This window comes from Mycoplasma sp. AC157 (assembly GCF_054343415.1).
Window position 1 is genome coordinate 1 of the sequence record NZ_JBTGVE010000010.1, and the last position, 13060, is coordinate 13060.

The 13060-nt window shown below is 23.3% G+C and carries 18 protein-coding genes; 8 read left to right on the plus strand and 10 right to left on the minus strand.

Annotated features, from left to right (window positions below):
* From ACXX84_RS02215 to ACXX84_RS02260, 10 genes are all read right to left on the minus strand, one after another.
* A partial coding sequence (locus ACXX84_RS02215; RefSeq protein WP_458572822.1) for a transposase occupies positions 1 to 716 on the minus strand: 716 nt, incomplete at its 3' end.
* Positions 717 to 768: 52 nt separating this feature from the next.
* Positions 769 to 1290, minus strand: coding sequence for an AlbA family DNA-binding domain-containing protein (locus ACXX84_RS02220; RefSeq protein ID WP_458572823.1), 522 nt, complete (start codon positions 1288 to 1290; stop codon positions 769 to 771).
* Positions 1291 to 1405: 115 nt separating this feature from the next.
* Positions 1406 to 1651: a hypothetical protein gene (locus tag ACXX84_RS02225; protein ID WP_458572824.1), complete on the minus strand. Its 246-nt coding sequence runs from the start codon at positions 1649 to 1651 to the stop codon at positions 1406 to 1408.
* A gap of 149 nt (positions 1652 to 1800) precedes the next feature.
* A complete protein-coding gene (locus ACXX84_RS02230; RefSeq protein ID WP_458572825.1) occupies positions 1801 to 2112 on the minus strand; it encodes a hypothetical protein in 312 nt (103 codons plus the stop codon).
* Between the two features lie 50 nt (positions 2113 to 2162).
* Complete coding sequence (locus tag ACXX84_RS02235; protein ID WP_458572826.1) at positions 2163 to 2564, minus strand: hypothetical protein; 402 nt, start codon at positions 2562 to 2564, stop codon at positions 2163 to 2165.
* Between the two features lie 183 nt (positions 2565 to 2747).
* The gene (locus tag ACXX84_RS02240; protein WP_458572827.1) at positions 2748 to 3209 is read right to left on the minus strand and encodes a hypothetical protein; all 462 of its coding nucleotides are present in this window, start codon (positions 3207 to 3209) and stop codon (positions 2748 to 2750) included.
* A complete protein-coding gene (locus tag ACXX84_RS02245) occupies positions 3142 to 4422 on the minus strand; it encodes an SIR2 family protein (protein WP_458572828.1) in 1281 nt (426 codons plus the stop codon). Before ACXX84_RS02245 ends, ACXX84_RS02240 begins: the two co-directional genes overlap by 68 nt.
* A gap of 222 nt (positions 4423 to 4644) precedes the next feature.
* Positions 4645 to 4956 carry a hypothetical protein gene (locus ACXX84_RS02250; protein WP_458572829.1) on the minus strand — a complete coding sequence of 104 codons (312 nt, stop codon included), beginning with the start codon at positions 4954 to 4956 and terminating at the stop codon, positions 4645 to 4647.
* A 26-nt stretch (positions 4957 to 4982) separates the two neighbouring features.
* Entirely contained in the window at positions 4983 to 5444 is a 462-nt protein-coding gene (locus tag ACXX84_RS02255) for a hypothetical protein (RefSeq protein ID WP_458557429.1), read from the minus strand.
* 330 nt (positions 5445 to 5774) lie between these two features.
* Entirely contained in the window at positions 5775 to 6104 is a 330-nt protein-coding gene (locus ACXX84_RS02260) for a hypothetical protein (protein ID WP_458557430.1), read from the minus strand.
* Positions 6105 to 6436: 332 nt separating this feature from the next.
* Here ACXX84_RS02260 and ACXX84_RS02265 point away from each other — a divergent pair, with 332 nt between their 5' ends.
* Genes ACXX84_RS02265 through ACXX84_RS02300 form a run of 8 tightly spaced genes read left to right on the plus strand, consistent with a single transcriptional unit; the run spans position 6437 to position 13060 of the window.
* A complete protein-coding gene (locus ACXX84_RS02265) occupies positions 6437 to 7948 on the plus strand; it encodes an MATE family efflux transporter (RefSeq protein ID WP_458572830.1) in 1512 nt (503 codons plus the stop codon).
* Positions 7929 to 8603, plus strand: a complete 675-nt coding sequence (recO, locus tag ACXX84_RS02270; RefSeq protein ID WP_458560441.1) for a DNA repair protein RecO — start codon at positions 7929 to 7931, stop codon at positions 8601 to 8603. The genes ACXX84_RS02265 and recO overlap by 20 nt, the downstream gene beginning before the upstream one ends.
* 11 nt (positions 8604 to 8614) lie before the next feature.
* Entirely contained in the window at positions 8615 to 9157 is a 543-nt protein-coding gene (gene rsmD, locus ACXX84_RS02275; protein ID WP_436358583.1) for a 16S rRNA (guanine(966)-N(2))-methyltransferase RsmD, read from the plus strand.
* A 12-nt stretch (positions 9158 to 9169) separates the two neighbouring features.
* Positions 9170 to 9754, plus strand: a complete 585-nt coding sequence (gmk, locus tag ACXX84_RS02280) for a guanylate kinase (protein WP_436358582.1) — start codon at positions 9170 to 9172, stop codon at positions 9752 to 9754.
* A 20-nt stretch (positions 9755 to 9774) separates the two neighbouring features.
* The gene (locus ACXX84_RS02285) at positions 9775 to 10518 is read left to right on the plus strand and encodes a PP2C family protein-serine/threonine phosphatase (RefSeq protein WP_436358581.1); all 744 of its coding nucleotides are present in this window, start codon (positions 9775 to 9777) and stop codon (positions 10516 to 10518) included.
* Positions 10518 to 11510 carry a serine/threonine-protein kinase gene (locus ACXX84_RS02290; protein ID WP_436358580.1) on the plus strand — a complete coding sequence of 331 codons (993 nt, stop codon included), beginning with the start codon at positions 10518 to 10520 and terminating at the stop codon, positions 11508 to 11510. Before ACXX84_RS02285 ends, ACXX84_RS02290 begins: the two co-directional genes overlap by 1 nt.
* A gap of 46 nt (positions 11511 to 11556) precedes the next feature.
* A complete protein-coding gene (rsgA, locus tag ACXX84_RS02295) occupies positions 11557 to 12426 on the plus strand; it encodes a ribosome small subunit-dependent GTPase A (RefSeq protein ID WP_458572831.1) in 870 nt (289 codons plus the stop codon).
* Positions 12413 to 13060, plus strand: coding sequence for a ribulose-phosphate 3-epimerase (locus ACXX84_RS02300; protein ID WP_458560444.1), 648 nt, complete (start codon positions 12413 to 12415; stop codon positions 13058 to 13060). Before rsgA ends, ACXX84_RS02300 begins: the two co-directional genes overlap by 14 nt.

The following is a 13060-nucleotide window of genomic DNA, read 5'->3' on the forward strand; positions in this document are numbered from 1 at the left end:
ATGTTTTCAAATTTTACTGAAGTATTTTTATCTTCTCTTCTTTTGGATTTTTTTCTAACTATGCAAAATAAATTTAATTTATTCATAATTCTACCTATTTTCCTGTAATTTATCTTTATTTTATGTTTTTTTTCGATAAAAACTTCAAGTCTTTTTCTTCCATACAAACAGTTATTTTCAGTAAAACCTTCATAAATCAATTTTTCTTCTTGATTCAATTCTTTTGCTTCAACATTTTTATTCTTGTTTCTGTAAAAAGTTGATTTAGAAATTTTCATAGTGAAGAGAAATTTTCTAAAATTTCTTGCTTCTTTTTTTTCTTTTTTTTGCTCTTCTTCATGTTCTTTTACAACACGATTAAAAATCTCATCAAAAACTTCTTTAGGTAAAACATCTTGATAAATTTTTATGGATTTAATTAAAATTTCTCTTGGGATACTATCCCAAATTTTTTTCTCTTCTTCTGGTGTTAAGATTTTTCTTCCAACGCCTTTATTTTTCTTAGGTGATTTTCCTGTTTGAGATTCTAAATTCATACCTAAATTATAAAGTTTAACTTTTTCTTTAAAAAACATTTTTTTAAAATTAGTTGGTTCTGTTTTTCTAAAATGAAAATATTCGGTTCAAAATAAATCTAAATTTCTCATTTTCTCACAATTAGCTAAATATTTTTTAATTCAATATTTTCATTCTTCTGGTTTTAATTGTTTTGACATTTTTCTCCTTAAATAAAAACATAAATTTGGTGTCCCAAATTTATGTCCCTGTTTAATCATTTAAATTTTGTCCTGTTTTTTGAAAATAAACAGCTTTTAGTTTGCTAAAAGAAGCATTTTCGCTTTTTATATTACTATCAATACTATCAAAAGTTTTATTGCTTCCTTTTAAGACAAGATTTTTCATTTGTGAATAATTTGCAGAAACACTTTGATTTCCAATTCTTACAAATATTTTTCTATTTCCATTATCTATTATGTAGTAAGGAGTTTCGTTTCCTGGAGAAACTGTTAATATTATAAAATCTTTATTTTCATATTTTTGTATAGTTAGTTCTATATCAGGAATTGGATCTAATTTGGTTTTAATTATTTCACTAATTTTTTCAGAATCTTTTTTAGCATTAACTAAACCTACAAATCGATCATTGTCATCAATACCAAAAATGATTTTTCCGCCTTTTGTATTGGCAAAAGCAACAACAGTTTTTAATCAATTAATAACCTTATTTTCTTCTAACATTACTTTTTTTTCACAAAAACTTGTTTCACCAATATATTTTTTCAAATCCATTTTATTTCCTTTTTATTAAATATGTATATTAAAATTATACAATTTTTGTTTTAATAAAGTGGAATAATTTAAGATTTTATAATAAGAATTATTTTGCGTTTATATTTATTCAATTTTATATTGTTTTTCTTAAATAATTCCATAGAAAAGCATATTTTAAATAACTAAAATTATTTAAATTTTTGGTTTCTTTTTTCTTATTTATAGGACCAAGATCTCCGTTAATTTCTTTATATCTTTTTGCTATATCGATTAATTCTTCTCTTGTAAAATCATCTCACGTAATTTGTCTAGGTTTTTTAACTTTTTTAGTACTCGGTTTTCTCTTGGAAGTTCTTTTTGTTGACAATTCTAATCTCATATTTAAATTATATAATACTTAATTATTATCTTTTTCAATTTTATATTTAATAAAAATAAAGATTTTGTTTTTTTATAAGACGAACAAAAAACTTAACACAAAGTTAAGTTTTTGTCTAATTTTACTTTAAGGCAGTATTAGTGAAATGACTATTTTGCTAATTCTTGTTTTAATTTTGCAATTTCACCGTCTAATAATTTTTCTCATTCACTAGACTTATCATTTGGTAAAAATAAGTTTAGTGCTAATCTTGCCCCTTCTCTTTGTTGTTTTTCATATTCTTTTTTTTCTGCTTCTGATTTTTTATCATATTCTGATTGATTTTGTTTAATTGTTACTTTTACAGTTAAATCAATGTATTCTTCTTTCTTTTTATCTAGTGAAGATTGACATGAAACTGCTAATGCAGCAGTTGTTAAAACAGAAATAGGGGTAGCTAGTAATAAAAGTTTCTTTTTCATATTTTTTTCCTTTCTAAACACAGGGACATAAATTGTCCCACTTTATATTATTAAGAAACTGAAGGGCCGAAAACTATTAATTTTAATGCATTAATTTCTCTATCAAGATATTCTTCATTCGGAATTTTATCATTAGGAAAGTCCTTAACTCTATCTAATTTTTCTTTTGTTTCTTGAGCATACTTGTTTCTTATATTTTCCAGTAGTGAAGGATTTGTATATTTAGCAATTGTTTTATACAAATCAAATTCACTTTGAATTAATGATTCATAATATCTTTTTACTAAATCTTTATATTCTTCTATTTTTTCTGGAATAGATTTTTTCTTTTGTTGTTCAACTGCTTTTTGTGTTGTTTCACTGCAAGAAATGGTAGTCATTAAAGCAATTGGACTTAATACACAAAAAGAAAATAAAATTTTACTTTTTTTTATATCTCACCTCCTTTCCATTAAAAATTATTGAAAAATTTTATTAAATTTTATTTTTTTTATAAATTAATTTGTCTACATATTTTTTAATTACATAATGAATTTTCGAATCTTTACTTTCAACAGAACAAGATAAAACTGTAAAGAAAGGAACGCTTAATGTAGAAGAAAAATTATTATATTTTTTATCTTTTTCATTTGAATTTATCGAACTTTCTTTTTATTTTTTAATATTTTTAAACGATCTTTTCAATCGTCACTAGCATATTTTTTAAAATCATAAATTGATAATAAATATTTAAAATTAGTTACACTAAATTCTAAATTTTTAATCATAATTTTTTCATTTTTTATTTTTTGTTCAACAAAATTTTTTAGACCTTTTTTCAATCATTTATTTACTTTTTGTAGTTCTAGTTTATCATTAAAGATAGAAACAAAAATAATGAAAAACATTTTACTTTTGTTTCATAATTTATGATTTTTATTCACAAAAGAAATAGAAAACTCTGAATTTTTCTTTATTATTTCTTCAATTGTTTTTTCTGCTTTTTCTATGCTTTTTCTGTTATTTTCCTTATTTATGTAATTATTTAATTTATCATATTGTCTTTTTAAAAAAGGTTCTATTTTTTTTTCTATTAATATTAAGATAATAAAAACCAAATGAAGAAATAATTTCATTTTTACTTTTTCATATTTGATCTATGTGCTTTAAGTAATCAATTTTTTGTTTTTGTTCAATTATTTCAAAGTAATTTTTAATAAGATCTAATGATGTTCCATATATAACTTTTATGAATCCTTCGTTATTGCTATTTGAATTTGTAATTGAATCATATACACGAGAAATTTCCGCTGTTTTTCTAGAAAAACCAGCTTGTATAATTGAATCAAATATTTTTTTATATTTGTCTGTTTTAATTTTGGATATTGTTATTTCTTCGTTATTTTCAAATTTTATATTATATTTTTCTATAGTTTCAAATTCACTGGTTTTTCTTTTTTCTTTAGAGTATTCAACAAATAAAAAATTATTTTCTATATTTTTTAATATTTTTTCTTTATCTTTTATATTATTTTTTGCATATTCATAAATAATTTTTAACATATTTTTTATATTAGAATCATTTATGGCATATCCTAAAAAAATAACTGGTTGCTTTATAAGCAAAGAAAGTATCCTAGATTTTATTAATTTATATTCATTTTCAAATCTCATATAGTCGCTTTTTGTTATTATAATATCTTCCGGTGAAGTAACGCAACCATGAATTTTATAAATACTTCCTACATCTTTTTCAAAAACAATTTTATCCCCTATAAGTGGTTTGAATTTTATATTATCTTCTGTATTTATTTTTTTATCATTCAATATAGTTTCTAATAATTTATCATAATTGGTTGTTATAATGCAATAAAAATATTGTGAAGCTTTTTGAAACAAGTTTATTTCTTCTTTATAAGAATCTTCGTTTATTTCAAATTTTTCTAATTTATTTTTAATAAATAGTTTAAACCTGCTAATTCACTTTTCTTCTTTTAGATAGTTTTTATAAAAATCTTCATTTATTTCTTTTCATTTACCGATCTGATCTATTTTAACTAAAGAATTAAATTCTTTTTCCATTTCTTCAGCAATTAAACTATAATCATTTTTATATTTATAAACTAATTCGAGAAAAAGATTTTCTTTTTCTTCTTGGGATAATTTGGAAGTAGATTCTAATAATTCTTTATAAATAGTTTCTAATAATTCTCTCCATGTGTAAGATTTAACTAAATATCTTTTACTAAAACCAGAACCAATAAATAAAACAGGAAGATTATCATTAAAATTTTTCTTATTGATAAAGTCTTTTAGATTTTTCTTATCCATTTTCTCCTTTCTTAAAGTTAATTTTACAAAAAAAAAAAAAAGCAAGGATTTGGCAAAAAGTAGTTAAATTCAAAGAATTTTACATATATAATCTTATTTTATTACATATAAAAACTTAATTTTTTATTTTACTTTTAATTTAAAGTTAAGTATCGATTTTTATTATAATTAAAAGTTTTATGAATAAAAAAACACTGCATTTCTGCAGTGTTGATGAAATAATTATTTTGCTAATTCTTGTTTTAATCTTGCAATTTCACCGTCTAATAATTTTTCTCATTCACTAGACTTATCATTTGGTAAAAATAAGTTTAGTGCTAATCTTGCCCCATCTCTTTGTTGTTTTTCATATTCTTTTTTTTCTGCTTCTGATTTTTTATCATATTCTGATTTATTTTGCTTAATTGTTAGTTTTACAGTTAAATCAATGTATTCTTCTTTCTTTTTATCTAGTGAAGATTGACATGAAACTGCTAATGCAGCAGTTGTTAAAACAGAAATAGGGGTAGCTAATAATAAAAGTTTCTTTTTCATATTTTTCCTTTCTTTGAATGTTATTTTTAGTTTAATGCTTTTGCATCTTTGTTAGCTCATACGATTGTTAAGATATAAGCTACTATTGGTCAAATAGAGAAAATCATTCCTAAAATTGAACCAACAAATGGAATAAATGAGAATATTGAATTTATTATAATTATTATCATTACTGATAATCAAACAGCAAAGTATTTTTTGTTAGAACCATTTGTTGCATCTTTAATTTTTAATGCAGCAACAAATCCAACAATTGATAATACTAATATTACAATGTTTGAAAAGAAATTCAATATTCCAACAATTAATATAGAACCAACAAGTCCCACACCAGCAGCAAGTGCTCCTTCCGCACTTTGAGTTGCTGCAGCTCCTGCTGCAAATGCTAAAGTTATTATAAAGAGAATTAGACCTGAAAAGGTTAATATTAGATTGGTAATTGAAAAGTTTTTTAAACTTCTTAGTTTTTCTTTAATATTTATTTGCATATTTTTTCCTTATTTTATTTTTGATTAATTGAAATTTTAAAAAATGATTCATTGAAAAATATTGAAAATATATTATAAGAATTTCTTATTTTATAATCTCAAATATCAATTTGCATCATTTTTTAAATTAAATTTTACAAAAAAAAAAAAAGCAAGTATTTGGCAAAAATTCATAAAATTTGAACAATTTTACTATATATTTTTTATACAAATGAATTAACATTTAAGATTTGGAAATTCATTTAAAATTAGTTAATGAAAAGTTTTATTGAATAAAAAACACTGCATTTTTGCAGTGCTAATGAAATAATTATTTTACTAATTCTTGTTTTAATTTGATGATAATATTAAGTCTACTAAATGTTTTCTTGCTTTAACGATTTCATCGTCTAATATTTTTTCTCATTCAATAGATTTACCCTCTGTTAAAAGAGAATCTAATCCAGCTTTAACTTTGTCTTTTTGTTGTTTTTCATATTCTTTCTTTTCAGTTTCTGATTTTTTATCATAATTTGATTGATTTTGTTTAATTGCTATTTTTACACCTAAATTAATTAATTCTTCTTTCTTTTTATCTAAAGAAGTTTGACATGAAACTACTAATGCAGAAGTTGTTAAAACAGAAAGGGAGGTAGTTAATAATAAAAGTTTCTTTTTCATAGTTTTCCTTATTTTTATTTTTGATTAATTGAAATTTTAAAAAATGAATTATTGAAAAATTATTGAAATATATTATTAGAATTTTTCATTTTATAATTGCAAAGCACAATTTGTATCATTTCTTATAACTTAATTCTACAAAAAAAAAAAAAACAAGGATTTGACAAAAATTCATAAAATTTGAACAATTTTGCATATATAATCTTATTTTTCTATAAATAAATTCATATATAAACTTTTGTAAAGTTTTAAAACAAATTACAAAGAAAATAGGGTTATTTTCAACTTAATTATTAATGTTTTTTTATTATTTTGCTAAAATTTAAATAATTATGATAAAGAAGAAATTTAATTTTTTTGTTTTTTTAAAAGAACACTTTCCAGCTAGTTGAAGTAAATGAAAATTATACTTAAAATTTTCTTTACCAATTATTCTTTCAGGAATACTTTTTTCACTAAATGGTTTCATTGATAATTTTATGGTAACAAAAATACCTCATGGTGTTGATTCTTTATCTTATGCCAATTCTTGAACAGGAATTATAGGTGGTGTTATTGGTGGAATTTCTATAATTTGTTCAGTGCTTGTTGGACAGTATTGAGGAAGCAAAAATTACAAAAAAATAAAAGAAGTAATGAGAGTAAGAGTTTTATTGACTTTTAGTTGTATGACTATATTTGCAATTTTTGCTCTCACTTTATCTGAAAAAATGATTTCTGTTTTTTATCAAACTAATCAAGATCCAGCAACATTGCAACAATCAGTAGATTATTTAAGATTAATAGTGATAACATGAGTTATTTTTGGTTGAACTTCTCCAATGAGTTCGCTTCTTGCAGAAACAGGGCATGGAAAAGAAGCTTTAATTTCTTCAATTGGATCTTTACTAATTAACATTTTTTTAAATATTCTTTTAATATATGTTTTTAAATTAGGAGTTAAAGGGGCAGCATATGCTTCCATAGCTGCAAGAATTTTTGGAATATTTGGTGATACTTTTTTTGTATTTTTAAAAATAAGAAAAACATTAATTAATCCTTTATCACTTTTTAAAGTGTCAAGAGATACATGAAAAAAAGTTGTTTTTAGATTACATAGTGCCTTTTTAATTACAGGAAATTCTGTATTAATAATATTAAGAAGTGCCCTTTTTAATAGAATTTTTCCTCAAGGAACAATTGGAAAAGAAGAATGAGCAATTGGAGCTGCTGCTATTCTTGGATTAACAGGAGCGATAAGTGAAATATTTTTAGCTGTTTTCGGAGCTCTTAGTTCTAACATTTCTGTTTTTGTTGGAAAACATCTAGGAAATAAGGAATTTGAAATTGCTAAGAAAAACGCAAATGAACTTAAAGGTTTTCATTCAACAATTGCACTTGCATTATCATTATTGCTTTTACTTTTTACTGTATTTATCCCGTATATTGATTATTTTGCTGCTGAAATAGGAAAAAATTCAGATACAATTTTAGAAGCTAAAAAATTATATTTATCACAATTACAAGCAACACTTTTTGTAGTAGTGGTATTCAATCCAATTTGAATTTGATTTTCTACTTCAAGTAGATTAATAGCTTCTGGAGGAAGAACAAACTTAGCATCATTACTTGAATTTAGTTTAGAAATTGTTGCTTTATTATGACTAGTAATTATAACTTTTGCAATTAAACCACAATCTCTTGGTTTAAGTTTAAGTCAAACATATTGAATTTTCTTTTTAGTTGATTTAATCAAATTCCTTGTATTTGAAATAGTGTATTTAAAAGTAGACTGAGCAAGACACATAGATGATCCATTAATAAAAAGAAAAGTGTGAGAAAAAAATGTCTTCAACAACGACTAAAGGAATTGTTATTAATTATCAAGAATACGATGATTATGATGCAATTGTTAAAATTATTACCAACAAGAGAATTATTTCTTTTCTTGCTCGCGGAGTAAGAAAAGTACATAGTAAAAACAGAAGTTCTTTGTTACTTTTAAATGAAGCAGAATTTGAAATCTTTTTAGCCAGACTCAATAATAGAATGTCTAAACTTAAAAAAGCAACACTTATTAGTTTTTTTGATTTACAAAATAATTCTTTTTCATATACAGAATTACAAGAAATCCTTTTTTATTTAGATAAATTAGAATATTCTAACTCTTATTTATATGAACTTATAAAACAGAGTATAAAAATAGCAAATAAAGAAAATGTTTTCTTTATTAAAACATATCTTCTTTGTCATTTATTAGAATACTTTGGTTATAAACAATCTTTTGATAAATGTGTTACTTGTAAAAGTAATAAAGAATTAAGAGATTTTCAATTTTTTGAAGGTGGTTTTAGTTGTAAATACCACTTCAAAACAAGTTTTCAAAGAACAATTGAAGAATTAAAGACATTTTATTATTTATCTCATTCATTAGAAGTTTATATAAAATTTGCTAATTATAAAGCAAATTTCTCTATATATAAAGAGATTAAGCAATTTATTAAGGAAAATATTATATAATTAATAAATATATGTTAAGAATAATAGCAGGAAATTTACGTGGCAGAAAAATAGAACAACCAGACTTAGAAATAGTAAGACCAACAACGGATAAAACAAGAGAAGCCATTTTTTCTTCTATTCAATTTGAAATAGAAGAATCATTAGTTTTAGATTTATTTGGTGGTTCGGGAGCGGTTTCTTTTGAATTTATTTCACGTGGTGCAAAAGAAGTTTTTTTATCTGAAAAAAATAGAAAAATTTTTAATCATATTGTTAATGAACAAAAGAAACTAAAAATTCAAAATATGCATTGTTATAATCTTTCTGCTCTTCAATTGATAAATATGAAAAAGGATAATAAATTTAATTTTATTTTTTTAGATCCACCTTATGAAGAAAAAACATTATTAAATGAAACTTTAAAAGAAATAGCAAACAATGATATTCTTTTAGATAATGGTCAGGTCATTGTTGAAACAAATAGTGATAATATAGAAATTAGTGAATATTTTGAAATTTTAAAAGAAAAAAAATACGGTAAAACTTATATTTATTTTTTAGGTAAGAAATAATAAAGGAAATATATGAAAAAAAATAAGTTAGTAATTTTAGCTGGTCCTTCTGGGGTTGGAAAAGGTACCATTGAAAAAATTTTATTTGAGAATAATGAATTAAAATTAAAGTTATCTTGTTCAGCTACAACAAGAAAACCAAGAGAAGGGGAAATAAATGGGGTACATTACCACTTTATTTCTAATGAAGAATTCGAAGATAAAATAAAGAAAAATGAATTTATTGAATGAAATAAACATTTTGATAATTATTATGGAACTCTTTACTCAGAAATTGAAAAAATTAATCAAGAAGGTTTTTTACCTTTACTTGAAATAGAAACAATCGGCGCATTAAATATAAAAAAATATTACAAAGAAAGAAACGAAGAAGATTCTGTTATTTCAATTTTCTTGTTACCACCTTCTATGGATGATTTGTATACAAGAATAAAAAATAGGGGAACAGAAAGTGAAGAGCAAATTCAAATAAGAATTGATAAAGCAGTTTTAGAATTAGAAGAAAAAGATAAATTTTTACACAAAGTAGTAAATGATATTCCTTTAAATGCTGCTTCTAAAATTAAAGAAATTATTATTTCTGAATTAAACAAATAAAACTTTTATAAAGGAAATTAATGGATAATTATATTTTTAAAACAAATAAAGGCAAAAGGGTTCAAAATGAAGACTCTGTTTTAATATTAGAAAATGAAAAAGTAATTTTTTCAATTGTTTGTGATGGAATGGGTGGACATAATGCAGGAGAAATTGCTTCACAAATAACAGTTGACACATTTAAAACATTATTTTCTACTTTAGAAATAAAAGAAGATAAAAAATCAATTACTAACTGATTTTCTAAAGGGATTAATGATAGTATAATCAACATGAACAAAGCAGCAGAAGAAAACGAACAACTTTTAGACATGGGTACAACAATGGTTGCAACCATATTTGTTAAAAAAAATAAATTACTTTCCTTTGTAAATATAGGTGATTCTAGAATTTATCTATATAGCGATATTTTACAACAACTTTCAAGTGATCAAAATTTAATGAACTATTATATAGAAAAAGAAAAGGTTTCTTTCGAAGTTGCTTCACAATTACCTGGAGCATCTTTTCTTACTTCTTCGCTTGGGCCTAAAAAACGCTATACACCTGAAATCGGTTTTCTTTCTTTAAGTAAAAGAAAAGAAAAAAGTTATTTAATTCAAACTACAGATGGAGTGCATGACTTTATTGATAAACCAACATTAGAAAACATTATGTTTTTGAAAGAAAAAGATCTTGAATACAAAGCAAATAAAATTATAGAAACAGCATTAGCAAATGATTCTAATGATAATTTAACAGTAGCAATAGTGGAAATTAAATAATGAATATACCAACATATAACAAAAAACTACTTCAAAACTATTATATTAGTAACACCTTAGGAAAAGGTGGAATGTCTGTTATTTATTTAGCTGTTAGAAAAAAAGATAATTTTAAGTGTGCAATCAAACTTATGAATTATGAATCAATGAGTGATTTAAGTATTGAACGTTTTAAAGAAGAAATAAGAATAACTAAAAAAGTTGATTCACCTTATGTAGCAAGATTAATTGATTCTTGTTTTGATTTAGAAAATAAGGAATTTTGAATTGCAATGGAACTTGTTGATGGAACCATTTTAAAAAACGTTATTGAAAGATCTGGAACGCTTTCTAAAGAAGATGTTGTTAATTACGCAAAACAAATAACTTTAGGAATTAAAGCAATTCACAAAGCCGGTATTTTCCATAGAGATATTAAAGACACTAATATTATGGTAACAAACCTAAATCAAATTAAAATAATTGATTTAGGTATTGCAATAGATAATGAATCACAAAGGTTGACACAAGAAAATAAAGTCATAGGTTCTGTTCATTATATGCCAGGAGAAATAGCTGATTATAAAGAAAAAGGTTCTGTAAAAATTGATATTTACTCTATTGGTATAGTCATTTATCAAATGTTAATAGGTTGTGTTCCTTTTTCAGGAGATTCACATCTTAAAATTCTTGCTAAACACAAAGAACAATCTTTGCCAAAGATTCAGAATTTAAAACCAACTACAAGTCACGGATTAATAAACATTATTCATCGATGTTTAGCTAAAAATCCATATGATCGCTATAACAATATGAACGAATTATATAATGATTTATCTACTTGTTTAAAACCTGAAAGACTAAGTGAAAATATAATAAATTTTGACCAAAAACAAAGGAAAAACCTTTTTGAATGGCTTGCAACCAGAACCGGAACAATTGTCATAATAAGTGTAATTGTAATTATTTTAATTTTGTTAATAATTACTTTAATTCTTTTATTTAGTTTTTAATATTAAGTCAACTAAATAAAAGAATAAATTAGAAAGGAATTTTGTATTGAATAAAAAAATTGGAAGAGTAATAAAGGTAATTGCTGGTTTTTATGATGTGGAAACTGAAAATAAAGAAATTATAAGATTAAGAGGAAGTGGTAAATTAAGAAACGACAATTTATCACCTGTTGTTGGTGATTTTGTTGAATATGACGAATTAGGTTTTGTGATAAAAGTTAAAGAAAGAAACAATGTTTTTGTAAGACCTAAAATAGCGAACATCGATCAAGTGATTATTGTAATGTCTGTAAAAGAACCTAATTTTAGCTCACTGCTTTTAGATAAGTTTTTAATGATTGTTGAAAGCAAAAACATTCAACCAGTTTTAGCCATTACTAAAATTGATTTAAATTCTAACTATAAAGAAGTTTTAAAAGATTATATTAATTTAAATTATGAAATTCATTTTATTGATAATCATAATAAGAAGGAAGTAAATACAGAATTTTTTGGACTTTTTAAGGACAAAGTTTCTGTATTTATGGGGCAAACTGGTGTAGGAAAAACAAGTTTAATAAATTTATTATCTGAAAATCAATTTGAAACACAATCCATTTCTAAATCCTTAAATAGAGGTAAACACACCACTAGAGTTGTACAAATGATAGATTGAAATCAAGGGAAGTTAATAGATACTCCTGGTTTTTCTTCGTTTGAAATAGAATTAAATAAAGATCAAATAGCAACTGCCTTTAAAATATTTAAATTAAATGCAAATTTATGTAAATTTCGCTCTTGTTTTCACTATAAGGAAGAAGAAAAATATTGTAAAATTAAATTAATGGTAAAAAACGGAGAAATACCATTAACTAGATATGAAAACTATCTTTACTTTTTAAAAGATTTTTTAGGAGAAAAAAATGAAATTAATTAGTCCTTCACTTTTAAGTATTACAAAAGAAAAGAGATTAGAAGTAGCTAAGATTCTATTTAATATGGGAATTAGTTGAATCCATTATGACTATATGGATGCTAAATTTGTTGAAAACAGAGCAATTGAAATTGAAGAAATAGAAAATATAAAAAATAATTCTAAACATCATACAATGGATATTCATATAATGGCTTATGAACCAGAAAAAATAATTGATAAGGTTATTGGTGTTGTTGATTATGCAACAGTTCATTATGAAGTTTTTGACAATCAAGAAGAGATTCTAAAATTGGTTAAAAAATATAAAAATAGAATCAAGTTAGGTATTTCAATTAAACCTAATACAGATTTTAGTGAAATTAAAGATTTACTTAAATATTTTGATTTATTATTAATTATGTCTGTAGAACCAGGTAAAGGCGGACAATCATTTATTGAAAATTCTTTAAACAAAATAGAAGAAGCAAGAAAATTTATTGATAATAATAATTTAAATGTAATTATTCAGGTTGATGGTGGTATTAATGATAAAACTGCTTTTGGTGCTTTCAAAAGCGGAGCAGATGTTTTGGTTTCAGGTTCATATTTAACAATTGAACCTTCAATAGAAAAATTAGAAAAATTATTAAAATAA